Origin of the sequence: Paraburkholderia unamae, from assembly GCF_003096875.1 — a bacterium.
GTDB classification, from domain to species: domain Bacteria; phylum Pseudomonadota; class Gammaproteobacteria; order Burkholderiales; family Burkholderiaceae; genus Paraburkholderia; species Paraburkholderia unamae.
In genome coordinates this window covers 158467-174124 of record NZ_QEOB01000005.1, presented here as the reverse complement: position 1 = coordinate 174124, position 15658 = coordinate 158467, and the positions used below count along the sequence as shown (strand labels likewise).

The window sequence follows — 15658 nt, the reverse complement described above, 5'->3', positions numbered from 1 at the left end:
GAACGCTGCTCGCTCATATCGAATCAACAACTCCGCGAATGTCCCGTGCCGTCTCGGAGCAGACGCGGCTCAACTTGCCTATTGCTTCGAACAACTTGTCAAATTCATCCGCCTCCATCTGGCGATGACGTTCGAACGCGAAATCAAGGTTCTCCCGCAGTTGGCGAAGCGAAGAACGAAGTACAAGAGTTGGCTTGACGAATTCTGGCGCTGCCAATTCATGAAGCGGAATCTGACGCAAAGCTTTCTCCATAGCGCCAAGTTCACCAAATTCGAAGCGGACCTCCCCCGTAGCAATGCGGGTAAGTGTCTCTCGGTCTGGCACTTTACGTTGTACGTAAGCGGTCAAGTTCGTAACGCTATCGGCAATCTCGCTCAGTACCGATGCCATGGTCCTTCGGCGCTGTCTTTCGCTGTCGAACTGAAGTTTTCTCGCGCTATAGCCAGACCACCAAATGGCAATTACCGAAGCTACAGCCTGGACCCAAGCTGCGACATCACCGGATTTATGAGGCTGGTAGCGAATAAACGCGGCAGCACCAACGATGACGCCAATTACCGCAAGTGGCACCTTCCAACCATCCGGTTTCATATGAACCCCAACGTCTTTTTTGAGGATCGTAGCATGAGCCAACACCGCCGCTCCGACGCTCCCCTAGGCGCCGCTCTCGCCCCCACTAACGCCGCACAATCGCTCGTGACGTGCTCGGAAACGCTGCACCAGGCGATTGAGCGTGGCAACTCACTCGCGGCGGCCATTGCGGTCAGCCTCGCGCTGCTCGCTCGTGAGCGTGGCTTTCCCGGGCCCGATGCATCGCAAGGGCCGCAAGCCGGTTCGACGCTGACGTCTGCCGCAATCCTCACCGCGATCGAGAACGGGCTGGCCGAGGCAAGAGACGAGGTTTCGCAGGCGACATGGGAAGCGATCGACACGAAGGTGTGCGCGTTGCTGCTCGAACACCGCACCAAGGAAGCCGCGCCGACCTGGACCACCGACGCCGCCCGCGACGTGCTCGCCGAGCGCGCGCGGCAGGTCAGCGAGGAAGGCTGGACGCCGATGCATGACGATCAGCACGAGGCGGGCGAACTCGCTGCGGCCGCTGGCTGCTATGCCCTCTGGGGCTGGGGTGGCCACGCCTACTCGACGGCAGGCGACGAGCCGAATCCGTGGCCGTGGGATCGCAACCGGTGGAAGCCTTCGACGCTGCGCAGCCACTGCGTCAAGGCCGCCGCGTTGCTGATCGCGGAGATCGAGCGCATCGACCGCGCCGAACCGCGCGCGGATGCGCAGGATGGTGCGCAATGAGCAAAGCGCCCGAATCCATGCGCACGATAGCGCGCACGGGCAGCACCTACCTTCAGGTGCATGCGCTGCTAAAGGACGGAAACGCGCGCTCGTGCGAAGCGATCGTTCGCGAGCTGGGACGCCATCGCAGCGGCGTCGCTGACGCGCTCACCAAGCTGCACGACGAAGGCTGCGTGCACATCGCATGCTGGACGCAGCGGCCGACTGGCGCGCCCTTCGCGGAGTGGATCATCGGCACGGGCGATGATGCCGAGCGGCCAGCGATGATGACCAAAGGCGAGCGCAAGCGCGCACAGATCGCGCGGCGGCGCGCGGCGCTCGCGCAGGCTGAGCACGACGAATTCAGGCAGCGAACCGAGGCGATCAAGCCGTTTCGCGATCCGCTGGTTGCGGCATTTTTTGGGGAATACAGGAGCGCAGCATGAAAGCAATTCGAATCAAGGAAGTCGCCGCAAAGGTCGGCCTAGGCCAATCGACGCTGTACCGGATGATCGCGGATGGTCGGTTCCCGAAGCCCTTCGAACTCGTACCTGGGCGCACAGCATGGATAGAGAGCGACATCGACGACTGGCTCGCTGAGCGCGCCGGGAAAAAGCCCGCGGCACCCAGCGAACGCGAAGTCGATAGCCACCTCACGCAGCAGATGCAGGTGCAGTAAAAGGAAGCACGACGGCCCGCTCCCCTCGGCAGTGGGCCGCCCAGTCCTCCATCATCCCGCGTCGGCGCTCCAGCATATCCCGGCGCCGATATGCCGACTCCACCATGCTCTTGATCGTGTGCGCGAGCGCCTGCTCTGCCAGTGAATCAGGATAGTCCGTGCAGTCTGCCACCCAGTCTCGAAACGTTGAGCGAAAGCCGTGAACGGTGATGTCTCTGCGCTCCATGCGACGCAGTACCGTCGCCATCGCCATATTCGAGAGCGACTTTCCTTCGCGATTGCTGGGGAACAACCAACCCCACTTCGCACCTTGATCCTGCTGCTCTCGAACGATGGCAACAGCTTCATCGCTGAGCGGTACACGATGTTCAATGCCGCCCTTCATCCGCTCGCCTGGGATCGTCCAAACCTTCGCATCAAGATCGAATTCCTCGGGCTTGGCGAAGCGCACCTCGCTCGTGCGCGTCGCCGTCAAGATCAGCAGTCTTAGCGCACGCGACGAGCGTCGCGCTTTCAGAGCCGCATAGAAGGCGGGCATATCCTCCCACGGGAGCGCCGGATGGTGTTTGATATCGCGGCGTCGATGTGTGCGCGGCAGAATGCGATCGAGGTGATCGACGTAGCGGGCCGGGTTGTCGCCAGTGCGATGGCCCAATGCCGTCTCAGCATCGAGGATTGCTTTAATGCGTCCGCGCGTGCGGCGCGCAGTCTCGCCCTTCTTCGTCCAGATCGGCAGAAGGATTCGTGCGATGGTCTCGGTGTCGATGTCGCGCACGTCTATATGGCCGATCACTGGATAGGCGTAGAGAACCAATGTCGCGCTCCACTGCTTCTTGTGTTTCTCGCTGCGCCACATTCCTTTGCGTCGCTCAATGAACGCCTCGGCGGCATCCTTGAACGTGATCGCACCAGCCGTTGCTGCGACTCGCTCGCGATCGCGATCCTTACGCGCTTCGATCGGATCTTGACGCTCCTTCACCAGCGCTCGACACTCCATCGCCTCCTTTCGCGCGGCCGCAAGCGATACGAGCGAGAGCGGCCCTAAACCCATCTCGCGAGAGCGCCCTGCGATGGTGAATCGATAAATCCACGAGCGCGAGCCGGATGCGCTAATCTGCAAATACAGCCCACCGCCATCCGCGTAATAGCCGGGATCGACGAGTTTTCCGATCCCCATTGCCGTCAGCCTGTTCAATTGGCGTGCCGCCATGCTTTACCCCCAAATCTACCCACATTTGATGGTTAGATTCTGGGGTAGCAAGCGAGAGTGAGCAAGAACGTTGACACCCCCAAAGCCCCCATCAAACAAGGGCTGCACGAGAGTACCTGGGAGTTTACTGGATCGGCTGAGAGCCTTAATTGGCGGAAGGCAGCCAGAGTCGAACTGACCCGGGAGCGGCTGACGCCCCCAACCGGGTTTGAAGCCCGGCCGTACCACCCGATACGAATGCCTTCCTTCGAGCAACTCAACCGCGATCGTAAGCCGATGCGCCTACAACCACTCGCGCATACGGCTATCGAGCCGCAACACATGCAGATCGCGCTGAAAGCGAGTATATCCAACGCGATCGAAGAACTCCAGAATCTGGATCGCGCGCTTGCGGCCCAGCGCAGTGCCATCGCGAAACGCGGCGGCGCTCACCGCGCCGCCCTGCTCTGTGGCGATTCGCGCCACGATGCGCGCCAGCGTTTGCACGGTGTCGCGATCGTAAAAGAGATCGCGCACGACCTGATACACCATGCCGAGCCGCGCGAGCTTGCGCAGTAACGCACGCACCTTTTCTTCAGGTTGCCGCGCTTCACGCGCAAGATCGCGCACCCACGGCGCGTCGAAACGTCCCTGCGCGATCAACGGCAAAAGCCGCGCCGCAAGCGCCTCGTCTTCGGCATCGAGCGTCACCGCATGCGAAGGCAAATGCAACCACGGCCCGCTTCTCGCCACGCGCCCTTCGGCCACGAGCGCCTCGATCGCGGCTCGCCACACGGCATCGCTTACGAGCGGCGCCGCCATGCGGCGCAGGCGCGCCGCGTCCGGACCTTGCTCATCGGGCGAGCGCGCGTGAAAGTCGGCAAGCACTTCGACAACGCGCCCCGTGAGCGTCGTCCAGTGCGCACGCGCGATCACCGCGCCTTCGTCGTCGCGTCCTTGCGGGGCGATCGCAACGGCGTCGGCGGGCAGTTCGAGCGCGGCGTCGGCGTAGCCCGTCAACTGCATCAACGTCGCACGCGCGACGCCGCGCGGCGCCTGTGCGATGAGCGGCGCAAGGCGTCCTTCGTCGAGCCACACTCGCAACGCATCGAGCCACGCGCGACGCTCCGGCGTGCGACGCCGCCTCGAAGGGCCGAACGGATCGAGCACGCGCCCGCCGCCCACCGTCCGGCTCGCCTGCGCATTGCGCACGATGAAGCGGTCGCCGGGCAACGCATGCAATGGCGCGTCGAATACGAGTTGCGCGCGTGCGCGGCCGCCCGGCGCGAGCGTTTCCCCTTCGAGCAGCGCCACATTCGCCACGCGGTGCGTCGTGCCGAGATGCACGTGAAGCGGCGACCAGTGCTGCAACGCAAGGCCCGAATCGTCGAGCAGTTGCAATTCGACGTCCAGGCGCACGGCGGCCTGGGCGAGTCGCGCATCGACGATCCAGTCGCCGCGCGCAATCTGCTCCTTGTCGATGCCCGCAAGATTGAGCGCGCAACGCTCGCCCGCATGGCCCGCCTGCGCCGCGCGATTCTGGGCATGCAGGCCGCGCACGCGCACGGGCGCGCCGGCGGGCGCGAGCACGAGCGCGTCTCCCGCTTGCACGCGTCCCGCGAATACGGTGCCCGTCACCACGGTGCCCTGTCCCGTCAACGTGAACACGCGATCCACCGCGAGGCGAAAGAGGCCGTCGTCGCGCCGCGCCCGCCAGGTGCTCGCCCGCTCGCGCAACCAGGCGTCGAGGCGCGCCACGCCTTCGTCATGCGGCTGCGTCGCCTGGGTTTCAAAAACCGGTGCGTCCGCAAGCATCGTATCGGCGAGCCATGTGGCGATCTCGGCGCGCACGGCGTCGAGGCGCGCCGCATCCACGCGGTCGCTCTTGGTCAACGCGATGGCGCCCTGCTGCACGCCGAGCAACTGGAGGATGGCGAAATGCTCGCGCGTTTGCGGCATCACGCCGTCGTCGGCCGCGATCACGAGCAAGGCGAAGTCGATGCCGCACGCGCCCGCCGCCATCGTGTGCACGAGTTTTTCGTGGCCGGGCACGTCGATGAAACCCAGCACGTCGCCGTTGGCGAGCGGCAGGTACGCGTAGCCGAGTTCGATCGAAATGCCGCGCGCCTTCTCTTCTTTCAGACGGTCGGTGTCCACGCCGGTGAGCGCACGAACCAGCGTCGTCTTGCCATGATCGATATGCCCCGCCGTGCCGACGATCACAGGCGCAGCTCCGCCAGTTGCGCGACGAACGCCGCTTCGTCAGCGGGTTCGAGACAGCGCAGGTCCAGCCGCAAGGCGTCGTCGGCAATGCGGCCGATCACGGGCCGCGTCAGCCCGCGCAACGCGCGTTCGAGCTTGAGCAGCGCGCGGCCGCTGCCGCCCTTGCCCGCGTGGCGCACCACGAGTCCGCTGCTTGGCAGCACGTCCACAGGCAGTGCGCCGCTGCCGATCTGGCTGAACATCGGCTCGACGCTCGCGGCATACGCTTCGCCCAACGCGCGCTGCAAGGCGGGCAGCGCGCGCTGCGCGGCTTCGTGCATGTGCGCGGCGGGACGCGTGAGCAGGCGCAGCGTCGTGAGCCGCTCCTGCAAGAATTCGGGCGCCTGATAGAGCCGCAGCACCGGTTCGAGCGCCGCGAGCGTGAGCTTGCCCACGCGCAGTGCGCGCTTGAGCGGATGCTTTTTGATCCTGGCGATCAGCTCCTTGCGACCGACGATGAGCCCGGCCTGCGGTCCGCCCAGCAGCTTGTCGCCGCTGAAGGTCACGAGGTCCGCACCCGCTTCAACGGTCGCGCGCACCGTGGGCTCCGCGGGCAGCCCCCATTGCGCAAGATCGACGAGCGTCCCGCTGCCCAGATCGACGGCCACCGGCAGGCCATGCTGCCGCGCAAGCGGCGTGAGTTCGTCCAGTTCGACGCTTTTCGTGAAGCCGCTGATCGCATAGTTGCTGCAATGGACTTTCATCAGCAACGCCGTGCGCGCATTGATAGCCGCTTCGTAGTCCTTCAGATGCGTGCGGTTGGTCGTGCCGATTTCACGCAGGCGCGCGCCCGCGCGGCTCATGATGTCGGGAATACGAAACGCCCCGCCGATCTCGACCAGCTCGCCGCGCGAAACAACGACCTCCTTGCGCGAGGCGAGCGCGCTGAGAAGCAACAACACCGCCGCCGCGTTGTTGTTGACGACAGTGGCGGCCTCGGCCCCGGTCAGTTCGCAGATGAGCGAATCGATCAGGTCGTCGCGGTCGCCGCGTTTGCCGCTTGCGAGATCGAATTCGAGGTTCGCGGGTTGCGTGAGCCCCTGCACCACGGCCTGAACGGCTTCGTCAGGCAACAGCGCGCGGCCGAGATTCGTGTGCAGCACCGTGCCCGTGAGATTGAACACCGGACGAAGCCGGCTTTGTGCGCGCTCGGCAAGGCGTAGCGTGACCGCAGCCAGCACGCGCTCCAGAGAAAATGGTTCGCCATCCTGATCGACAGGCTTCAGGACGCCTGCCTGCGCGTCGCGCCGCCAGGCGTCCTGCGTCGCGCGTATCGCGGCCAGCACCTGCGTGCGGCCATACTGAGCGATCAGCGCTTGCGCATCCGGCGAGGCGATCACGCGCTCCACCGCCGGCATCTTCGCGAGCAGCGCATTGAGCGCGCGCGCATCGTGTTCCGTCGCCTGGCCCACGGTTTCACTCATATCGCGCGGGTCTCCTCACTGGTCGCCGGGCACTTCGGGCCAGAGCAAGGGGTTCGGGCTCGCGCGGCGGTAGCCCGCGTCGCTCATCAGCAAGTCGAGCGTGAGGCTCGCGAGGTCGTCGGCGAGCGGCTCGAAGTCCATGTCCTTCTCCAGATAGCCGATCTTGCGATACGTATGGCACTCGTCGCACGATTCGGCCTTGAGCGCGGGATTGCCGCCGTCGATGCCCTGATAGGCGATGCCCTTGGTCGAATCGCAGTTCGTGCACTTCACGCGCACCACGTGCGCCTCGGTGCCGCACAGGCCGCATTGCGTATAACGATAGCCCTGGTACGCGCCGCCAATGCGCACGATGCTCGCAACGGGCGGCGAGCCGCATACGGGGCACACGCCCGGCGCATCGACATAGGGCACGTCGCGCATGTCGATGCAGCTCGCGAGATCGGTCCACACCACCTGTAGCGCGGCCATGATGAACGGCGCGGTGGCGGGCGCGATTTCCGTGTAGCGCTGCGCGAGGATCGCGTCGGCCTGGGCTTCGAGCTGCGCTTCGTCCATCGCGCGCAGCGTGTCCAGCACGTTCGCGAGCGCGGGCGTCACCGCACCCGCGGCTTCCACGCGATCGGCAAGCCGATAAAGCACGCTGCGCCATTGCGGATCGCGCTCACCGGAAAGCGCGGGCAGGATCGGCATGGAATGGCGTTGCGCGTTGGCGATGTCCTCGCGCGAAGGCATGGGCGCGCTGTAGTGTTCGAGCGCGTGCTGCTGCGCGTCCACCAGCGCCGCCATCAGGCGTACATAGCCGCCAATCGGGTTGTGGTCGGCGAGGCGCCGCAAGCGCGCGGCGCGCGTGCTGAAATGCGCGGCGCGCTCGGGCAGGCGGATGCGCGGTATCGCCGAGGGGTCGAGCGCCTGAATCTGCTCGGGGTCGAGAGTGCGTTGCGTCACGACGGGGGTGCTCCAGTCCGCTCCACCAAAGAAAAAACCGCCGCGCCCTGCCGGGCCGGCGGTTTGCCGCAAGCGCCGGCGCCTGCATGGCGCGCGGCGCGCTGCCTGTGTGCTATTTGATGCTCTCGCGGAACCAGCGCGGATGATGCTTTCTCGCCCAGCCCCAGGTGACGTAACCGCGCGTCATCGCACCGATCGAGCCCTTCACCCACAGGGCCGCGTAGATATGGACGATGATGCCGCATATCAGCACGAAAGCCGCCACCGCGTGCACCAACGAAGAGAGCCGGATCATCTCGATCGGGAAATACAGCGAGAAATATCGCCGCCAGATCACGATGCCGCTCACGAGCAACAGCACGAGGCAAACCACCATCACGAAGAATAGCAGCTTCTGTCCCGCATTGTAGCGACCGATCTCGGGCAGCTTGTCCTCGCGATTGTTCAGCACGTCGCCCATCTGCTTCATCCACTGGATGTCGTCCTTGTCCAGATAGTTGTGATGCCAGAAGCGCAGCGCAAGGATCAGGAACGAAACGAACATCACGATGCCGATGAACGGATGCAGAATGCGCGTCCACTGCCCGCCGCCCAACACCGCATAGAGAAACGACATCGACGGATGAAACATCGCGAGGCCCGAGAGCGCGAGCAGGATGAAGCTGATCGCGGTAATCCAGTGATTGCTGCGCTCGTTGGGCGTATAGCGCTGGATCAGTTGCGGTTCATCGTCTTTCATCGTTGCGCTCCTCGGGCGGTTCGCCACGCATGCGCCGCGCCTCGTCGCGCGCGGCAACTTCATCTTCTTCCGTCACTTCGTTCGGGCCGATCCGCGTGTAGTGGAAGAAACCGGCCAGCGCCGTGAGCGCCATGATGCCTAGCGCAATCGGTTTGGCCGCGCCCTTCCAGAGCCGCACCATCGGGCTGATGCGCGGGCGATCAGGCAGCCCGTGATAGAGCGAGGGCTGATCGGCGTGATGCAGCACGTACATCACGTGCGTACCGCTCACGCCTGGCGGATCGTAAAGCCCGGCGTTTTCGAAGCCACGCTCCTTGAGGTCCACGATGCGCTCGGCCGCGTGCTGCTTCATGTCTTCCTTGGTGCCGAACACGATCGCGCCCGTCGGGCAGGTCTTCACGCACGCGGGTTCCTGCCCCACAGCCACGCGGTCGGAGCAGAGCGTGCACTTGTAGACGCGCCGGTCCTTCTGCGAAAGGCGTGGAATATTGAACGGGCAACCCGTGATGCAAAAGCCGCAGCCAATGCACTTTTCCTCGTGGAAATCCACGATGCCGTTCGTGTACTGCACGATCGCGCCCGGCGAAGGACACGCCTTCAAACAGCCCGGGTCCTCGCAGTGCATGCAGCCGTCCTTGCGGATCAGCCATTCGAGGTTGCCGTCCGGATTCTCGTATTCGGAGAATCGCATCACGGTCCACGAGTGCTCGGTGAGATCGTGCGGGTTGTCGTAGACGCCCGTATTGACGCCGATTTCGTCGCGCAGGTCGTTCCACTCCATGCACGCGGTCTGGCAGGCCTTGCAGCCAATGCACTTGGTCACGTCGATGAGCTTCGCGACCTCGCCCGTGACCGGTTCGCGCACGCCGGGTGGCGGCGTGGTGGTGGCCGAAAGGCGCTTGATGTCGAGTGATTGAAATGCCATGGTTCGCGCCCCCTATGCCTTTTCGACTTTCACAAGGAACGACTTGAACTCGGGTGTCTGCGAATTGCCGTCGCCCACGGGTGGCGTGAGCGTATTCGTCAGATAACCCGGTTTCGTGAGCCCCTTGAAGCCCCAGTGCAGCGGCACGCCAACGGTATGGACGGTCTTACCTTCGATGGTGAGCGGCTTGATGCGCTTGGTGACCACGGCCACGGCAATCAGATAGCCCCGATTGCTCGACACCTTCACGCGCTCGCCCGCCACCACGCCCACTTCCTTCGCAAGCGCCTCGCCGATCTCCACGAACTGCTGCGGCTGGATGATCGCGTTCAGCCGCGCGTGCTTCGTCCAGAAGTGGAAATGCTCGGTGAGCCGGTAGGTGGTCGCCACATGCGGAAACTGCTGCGCGGTCCCGAAGGTCTTGCGGTCGTCGGGGAACACGCGCGCCGCCGGATTGCTCGTGGCAAGCGGATTGTTCGGATGGAACGGGTTGTAGCCGAGCGGGTTCTCAAACGGTTCGTAGTGCTCAGGGAATGGACCTTCGTTCATGCCGTCGCGGGCGAAGAAGCGCGCCACACCCTCGGGGTTCATGATGAACGGCCCCATGCCCAGATCAGGCGCTTCGTCGGCCTTGTAGTCGGGAATGTCCGCGCCGGTCCACGCGCTGCCGTTCCAGGCAATCAGCTTGCGGGTGGGATCGAAAGGCTTGCCCGCCACGTCGCACGAGGCGCGGTTGTAGAGCACGCGCCGGTTCGCGGGCCACGCCCAGGCCCAGTTGAGCGTCTGGCCGATGCCCGTGGGGTCGTCGTTGTCGCGCCGGCCCATCTGGTTGCCCGCCTGGGTCCACGCGCCGCAGAAGATCCAGCAGCCGCTCGCGGTCGTGCCGTCGTCCTTCAGTTGCGCGAAGGCCGAAAGCTGCTCGCCCTTCTTCACGAGCACCTTGGCGGGATCTTTCGCATCGGTCTGGTCGGCGAGCGCACGGCCGTTGTACTCCTTCGCCAGTTCTTCCGGCGTCGGGCTCGCGGGATCCGAATACGGCCAGTCGAGCTTGACGATCGGGTCGGGCAGCTTGCCGCCGTCCTTCTGGTACGCCGCGCGCATGCGCAGGAAAAGGCCCGACATGATTTCGAGGTCGCTCTTCGCTTCGCCCGGCGGCTCCGCGCCCTTCCAGTGCCATTGCAGCACGCGGCTCGAACTCACGAGCGAGCCGTTTTCCTCCGCGAAACACGTGGTAGGCAGACGGAACACCTCGGTCTGGATCGCAGTCGGGTCGACGTCGTTATAGTCGCCGTACTTCTTCCAGAACTCGGACGTTTCGATGGCGAGCGGGTCCATGATCACGAGCCACTTGAGCTTGCTGAGCGCGGAAACCGTCTTGGCCTTGTCCGGCGCGGACGCAATCACGTTGAAGCCCTGGCAGATATAGCCGTTGACCTTGCCCTGATTCATCAGCTCGATGGTCTGCAACAGGTCGTACGGCTTGTCGAGCTTGGGCAGCCAGTCGTAGCCCCAGTTGTTGTCCTTCGTGGCCGCATCGCCCCACCACGACTTCATGAAGCTCACGAAGAAGGCGCCGTAGTTCTTCCAGTAGCTCAGCTGATTCGGCCGCATGGGCTGCGCGGCGCGCTTCTTGATGTACTCGCCGTAGTCCTGCTCCGCTTCGAACGGCAGCGTCATGTAGCCCGTGAGCAGGTTCGACATGAGCCCGAGGTCGGTCAGCCCCTGGATGTTCGAGTGGCCGCGCAGCGCGTTCATGCCGCCGCCCGCGATGCCGATATTGCCGAGCAGCAGCTGCACCATCGCGCCGGTGCGGATATTCTGCGAGCCGATCGAGTGATGGGTCCAGCCGAGCGCGTACATGATCGTGCCCGCGCGGCCGGGCTCGGCCGTGGTCGCAAGCATTTCGCACACCTTGAGGAATTTGTCCTTCGGCGTGCCGCAGACCTTCTCCACCATTTCCGGCGTATAGCGCGAGTAATGCTGCTTGAGCAGCTGATACACGCAGCGCGGGTTCTGCAACGTGTCGTCGGTCTTCACGAAACCGTCGTCGCCGAGCTCGTAGTTCCATGACGACTTGTCCGGATACGCATGCTTCTGCGGATCGTAGCCGGAGAAGATGCCGTCGTTGAACGCGTAGTCCTCGCGCACGATGAACGAGAAGTCCGTGTAGTTCTTCACGTACTCGTGCTGGATCTTGTCGTTGGTGAGCAAATAGTTGATCACCGCGCCAAGGAAGGCGACGTCCGTGCCGGTGCGGATCGGCGCGTAGAAGTCCGCGACCGATGCCGTGCGCGTGAAGCGCGGGTCCACCACGATGAGCCGCGCCTTGCGGTGCGCCTTCGCCTCCGTGACCCACTTGAAGCCGCACGGATGCGCCTCGGCCGCATTGCCGCCCATCACCAGAATCACGTCCGCATTGCGAATGTCGACCCAATGGTTCGTCATCGCACCACGGCCAAACGTCGGGGCAAGACCTGCCACCGTCGGGCCGTGTCAGACACGCGCCTGGTTGTCGAATGCGAGCAGGCCCATGCTGCGGGCCACTTTGTGCGTGAGATAGCCAACTTCGTTGCTGCCCGCCGAAGCGGCCAGCATGCCCGTGGTCAACCAGCGGTTCACGGTCTTGCCGTCGTCGGTCTTCTCGACGAAGTTCGCGTCGCGATCTTCCTTCATCAGCTTCGCGATGCGGTCGAGCGCCTCATCCCACGACATGCGCTTCCATTCGTTCGTGCCGGCCGCCCGGTACTCGGGATACTTGAGGCGGCTCTCGCTATGAATGAAATCGATCAGGCTCGCGCCCTTCGGGCACAGCGTGCCGCGATTGACGGGGTGATCGGGATCGCCCTCGATATGGATGATGCTCGTCGTCGCGTTTTTCGCGCCATCGCCGAGACCGTACATGAGGATTCCGCAACCGACCGAGCAATACGGGCAGGTGTTGCGGGTTTCAGTGGTGCGCGCCAGTTTGTATTGTCGGACCTCAGCAAGCGCGTTGTCGGGTGCGAAACCCATCAACGCGAGGCTGGAACCCGCCAGCGACGTTGCCGTGACCTTGAGGAACTGGCGCCGGGACATCTGAAGCATGATTCGTCCTCGGCTCTGATTGTGGGTTTTTTCAGTATAAGACGTTTTGGGCGACGGATCGCGCTGGATGTTCGCGAGCGTCGCGCGCGCAGCGCGGGCTCGTCCGGGAACCACGCTTGCTAATATTGACTGGCGAATCAGCCATCTTTGTGACGAAAACGAACCACCGCGGGGCGCGCCACCATGTCAACGCTTTCCACCGAACGACTCCAGTCCGCCGCCCGCAAGGAAGCGTCGTGGGTGGTGGGCGCGCTGCGCCAGTTCATCGCCAACCGCTGTCCGTCGCTCGCGGCCAGCATCGCGTTCTATTCGGCGTTCTCGCTCGCGCCCACGCTCGTGATGGTGATCGCGGTGGCGGGCTGGTTCTTCGGCGACGACGCCGCGCGCGGCGAGCTGTTCCGCCAGGTCCACAACGTGCTTGGCGACGACGCCGCCGCAGGCATCACCACCATCGTGCAGAACGCGCACCGGGCGGGCGGCAAGGGCGGCGTCGCGGCGATCATCTCGCTCGCCCTGCTCGTGATCGGCGCTTCCGCAACCTTCTCGTCGCTCAATACCGCGCTGAACATCGTCTGGCCGCCGGACGGGCAGCGGCCCTCCAGCGTGTTCGCGCTCGTGCGCGTGCGGCTCATTTCGTTCAGCCTCGTACTGGGAGTCGCCTTCCTGCTGATCGTCTCGCTCGTGCTCGACACGGCGATCACGTTCGTCGGCCAGTGGATCTGGGGCAATTCTCCCTATGTGATCATCGGCAACCTGCTACAGCTCGCGGTGGGCCTGATCGTGCTCGCCGTCGCGTTCGGCGCGCTGCTGCGCTTTCTGCCCGACGCCGACGTGCGCTGGCGCGACGCGATGGTGGGCGGCATTGTCGCGGCGGTGCTGTTCTCGGCGGGCAAGAAGCTGTTCGCGCTCTATCTGGCGCACGCGGGCATGGCGACGGCCTTCGGCGCGGCCGGCTCGCTCGCGGTACTGCTCATGTGGCTGTATTTCTCGGCGGCGGTGTTGCTGCTCGGCGCGGAATTCTCGGCCGCGCGCGGGCGCATGCACGACCCGCGCGGCGCGTGGGGTTTCCTTGAGGAAACACCGCCTGGCAGCCGCGCGAAGCTGGCCTCGGTGCTGGCCGCCTCCACCATTGCGCCGGTGCTGGAAGCGCGCCAGGCGGCCGCACGACCGGCCGCCGCGCCACCTGCTGCCGTGCCGATCGGAAACACCGCGAGCGCCGGTGTGGCAGCGCCTGCGCCGTATGCGGCCGCTGTTTCGGCAGACAAATCGACACTATCGGAAACTCCGCTCAGCGCAATCGGGCGCGCGAGCGCCCACGGCGGCGAGTTCGGCCGGTTGAAAACGGGTCTTCAGATCCGCCGCTCGGTCGTGCGCATGGAGGACAGCGCCACCTACGCGGCCGCGCTGACGCTGGTCCAGGCGGGCCGCACGGTCGCCGCCGCCGACCGCTATGTGAAGCGCCATCCGTGGGGTTCGGTGCTGATCGTGGCGAGCGCGGCGCTCGCCATGACGGCCGCCGCGGGACGTCGCCAAGTGACGGAATTCGGGGCTCTCGGGCAAGCCGCCAAAGGCCGCGGCAAGGCCAAAAAATAACGCGCGTTTACGGAACTTTTATCAAAAATAACAATAATGTTCGATCAACAATCCAATATTTCTAAAAGCGACATAATCGACGGAGGCCCCGCCTGACAAGGCATTGTGGCCGGTGTCAGCTTTTCGCGACAAACTTTTTTTTTCAGTTCTAGTCGATTGGCCGCCTGCGTTATTCTCCATCGCGCAACAACTAAACAATCTCTGCGTGGAGAAAACAGAATGAAACGAGTCGCTCTCTCGACCCTCTCGGTGGCCCTGTTGGCCGCAGCCGGTGCCGCGCACGCTCAAAGCAGCGTGACCCTCTATGGTGTGATCGACGAATCGATCCAGTTCGCGCACAACACCGGCCCGGTCGGTGGCGCAGCCGGCAGTGACAACTTCTGGGGCCTCGCTGGCGGCAACCTGTCGGGCAACCGCTGGGGCCTGAAGGGCACGGAAGATCTCGGCGCAGGCCTGAAGGCGATTTTCCAATTGGAAAACGGCTTTGACATCAACAACGGCACGCTCGGCCAGGGCGGCAAGATGTTCGGCCGTCAGGCATTCGTCGGCCTGTCGCACGACCAGTACGGCACGATCACCCTCGGCCGCCAGTACGACCCGCTGGTCGACATGGTTCAGCCGCTGACCGCCGACAACTACTTCGGCAGCACGTTCGCAACGCCGGGCGACATCGACAACAACGACAACAGCTCGCGTACGAACAACGCAATCAAGTACGTTTCGCCGAGCCTGCAAGGCTTCCAGTTCGAAGGCATGTACGCGCTGGGCGGCGTGGCTGGTGCAACCGGTTCGGGTCAGAGCTGGGGCGCGGCTGCTACGTACGGCGTCGGTTCGTTCAACGTCGCCGGCGGTTACTTCCGCATGGACAACGGCTCGTCGCTGGCATCGCGTACGTCGGACGGCGTGGTTGGCTGGTCGTCGGCTGCAACGTCGGGCGCCGTGTTCGACAACCAGATCACCGCCGGCTACGCTTCGGCCAAGTCGATCGGTACGGCTTCGGTTGCTGCTCAATACGTCGCAGGTCCGTTCACGTTCGGCGCACGTTACAGCAACGTTCAGTTCAAGTCGGACGGCTACTCGACGTTCGGTTCGACGGAGCGCTACAACATCGCTGCCGGCTTCCTCGGCTATCAGCTGAACCCGGCCCTGCTGCTCGGCCTCGGCTACACGTACACGCACGGCGCTGGCGACACGTCGGCTACGTACAACCAGGTTTCGATCGGCGCGGACTACAACCTGTCGAAGCGCACCGACCTGTACGCTGTTGCCGCTTACCAGCACGCCAACGGCACGCAGCGCAACGCGGACGGCACGACGTCGGTCGCCGGCGCGGCAATCGGCTCGTACAGCTACAACTCGTCGACGAGCTCGCAAGAACTGGTCAGCCTCGGCATCCGCCACAAGTTCTAAGCAACGCATTGCACCGGGCTTCGGCCCGGCGCCGCAACCGGCTGACGAGCCATTGCGGCGATGCGAGCGAGACCACGCAGCTAAAAACCACACGCTGCACAAACCAGCCTCGGGCGCAAG

13 protein-coding genes and 1 tRNA gene are annotated in these 15658 nt (G+C 64.4%); 5 read left to right on the top strand and 9 right to left on the bottom strand.

Annotated features, from left to right (window positions below; genetic code table 11):
• Positions 1–13 precede the first annotated feature (13 nt).
• A complete protein-coding gene (locus tag C7402_RS46265) occupies positions 14–634 on the bottom strand; it encodes a hypothetical protein (RefSeq protein WP_133254466.1) in 621 nt (206 codons plus the stop codon).
• On the opposite strand from C7402_RS46265, the gene C7402_RS12475 reads away from it, so the two are divergent.
• The 3 genes from C7402_RS12475 to C7402_RS12465 are packed head-to-tail and all read left to right on the top strand — an operon-like array spanning position 626 to position 1964.
• Positions 626–1306, top strand: a complete 681-nt coding sequence (locus tag C7402_RS12475) for a hypothetical protein (protein WP_133254465.1) — start codon at positions 626–628, stop codon at positions 1304–1306. The two genes, C7402_RS46265 and C7402_RS12475, sit on opposite strands and share 9 nt — an antisense overlap.
• Positions 1303–1731, top strand: a complete 429-nt coding sequence (locus tag C7402_RS12470; RefSeq protein WP_116610873.1) for a hypothetical protein — start codon at positions 1303–1305, stop codon at positions 1729–1731. Before C7402_RS12475 ends, C7402_RS12470 begins: the two co-directional genes overlap by 4 nt.
• Positions 1728–1964 (top strand): helix-turn-helix transcriptional regulator, encoded by a 237-nt coding sequence (locus C7402_RS12465; protein ID WP_116610872.1) that lies wholly within the window; start codon positions 1728–1730, stop codon positions 1962–1964. Before C7402_RS12470 ends, C7402_RS12465 begins: the two co-directional genes overlap by 4 nt.
• Here C7402_RS12465 and C7402_RS12460 read toward each other — a convergent pair.
• The 8 genes from C7402_RS12460 to fdnG form a co-directional block, all read right to left on the bottom strand.
• Positions 1939–3174, bottom strand: coding sequence for a tyrosine-type recombinase/integrase (locus tag C7402_RS12460; protein WP_116610871.1), 1236 nt, complete (start codon positions 3172–3174; stop codon positions 1939–1941). The genes C7402_RS12465 and C7402_RS12460 overlap by 26 nt on opposite strands.
• A gap of 150 nt (positions 3175–3324) precedes the next feature.
• Positions 3325–3420, bottom strand: a tRNA-Sec gene (locus C7402_RS12455).
• 36 nt (positions 3421–3456) lie between these two features.
• Entirely contained in the window at positions 3457–5376 is a 1920-nt protein-coding gene (gene selB / locus C7402_RS12450; protein ID WP_116610870.1) for a selenocysteine-specific translation elongation factor, read from the bottom strand.
• Positions 5373–6839 (bottom strand): L-seryl-tRNA(Sec) selenium transferase, encoded by a 1467-nt coding sequence (selA, locus tag C7402_RS12445; protein ID WP_116610869.1) that lies wholly within the window; start codon positions 6837–6839, stop codon positions 5373–5375. The genes selB and selA overlap by 4 nt, the downstream gene beginning before the upstream one ends.
• A gap of 15 nt (positions 6840–6854) precedes the next feature.
• Positions 6855–7787 carry a formate dehydrogenase accessory protein FdhE gene (gene fdhE, locus C7402_RS12440; protein WP_116610868.1) on the bottom strand — a complete coding sequence of 311 codons (933 nt, stop codon included), beginning with the start codon at positions 7785–7787 and terminating at the stop codon, positions 6855–6857.
• Positions 7788–7899: 112 nt separating this feature from the next.
• Positions 7900–8526: a formate dehydrogenase subunit gamma gene (locus tag C7402_RS12435; protein ID WP_112173018.1), complete on the bottom strand. Its 627-nt coding sequence runs from the start codon at positions 8524–8526 to the stop codon at positions 7900–7902.
• Positions 8513–9451, bottom strand: coding sequence for a formate dehydrogenase subunit beta (gene fdxH / locus C7402_RS12430; protein WP_112173017.1), 939 nt, complete (start codon positions 9449–9451; stop codon positions 8513–8515). The genes C7402_RS12435 and fdxH overlap by 14 nt, the downstream gene beginning before the upstream one ends.
• A gap of 12 nt (positions 9452–9463) precedes the next feature.
• Positions 9464–12535, bottom strand: coding sequence for a formate dehydrogenase-N subunit alpha (gene fdnG, locus C7402_RS12425; RefSeq protein ID WP_165841871.1), 3072 nt, complete (start codon positions 12533–12535; stop codon positions 9464–9466).
• Positions 12536–12718: 183 nt separating this feature from the next.
• Here fdnG and C7402_RS12415 point away from each other — a divergent pair, with 183 nt between their 5' ends.
• Both C7402_RS12415 and C7402_RS12410 read left to right on the top strand, forming a co-directional pair.
• Complete coding sequence (locus tag C7402_RS12415) at positions 12719–14128, top strand: YihY/virulence factor BrkB family protein (RefSeq protein WP_116610866.1); 1410 nt, start codon at positions 12719–12721, stop codon at positions 14126–14128.
• 219 nt (positions 14129–14347) lie between these two features.
• Positions 14348–15538: a porin gene (locus C7402_RS12410; protein WP_116610865.1), complete on the top strand. Its 1191-nt coding sequence runs from the start codon at positions 14348–14350 to the stop codon at positions 15536–15538.
• The last annotated feature ends 120 nt before the right edge of the window (positions 15539–15658 follow it).

Coding starts and splice junctions, on each gene's coding strand:
- C7402_RS12435 (WP_112173018.1), bottom strand. CDS start 8,526: ATGAAAGACGATGAACCGCAACTGATCCAGCGCTATACGCCCAACGAG.
- C7402_RS12460 (WP_116610871.1), bottom strand. CDS start 3,174: ATGGCGGCACGCCAATTGAACAGGCTGACGGCAATGGGGATCGGAAAA.
- C7402_RS12470 (WP_116610873.1), top strand. CDS start 1,303: ATGAGCAAAGCGCCCGAATCCATGCGCACGATAGCGCGCACGGGCAGC.
- selA (WP_116610869.1), bottom strand. CDS start 6,839: ATGAGTGAAACCGTGGGCCAGGCGACGGAACACGATGCGCGCGCGCTC.
- C7402_RS12410 (WP_116610865.1), top strand. CDS start 14,348: ATGAAACGAGTCGCTCTCTCGACCCTCTCGGTGGCCCTGTTGGCCGCA.
- C7402_RS12475 (WP_133254465.1), top strand. CDS start 626: ATGAGCCAACACCGCCGCTCCGACGCTCCCCTAGGCGCCGCTCTCGCC.
- C7402_RS12465 (WP_116610872.1), top strand. CDS start 1,728: ATGAAAGCAATTCGAATCAAGGAAGTCGCCGCAAAGGTCGGCCTAGGC.
- C7402_RS12415 (WP_116610866.1), top strand. CDS start 12,719: ATGTCAACGCTTTCCACCGAACGACTCCAGTCCGCCGCCCGCAAGGAA.
- fdxH (WP_112173017.1), bottom strand. CDS start 9,451: ATGGCATTTCAATCACTCGACATCAAGCGCCTTTCGGCCACCACCACG.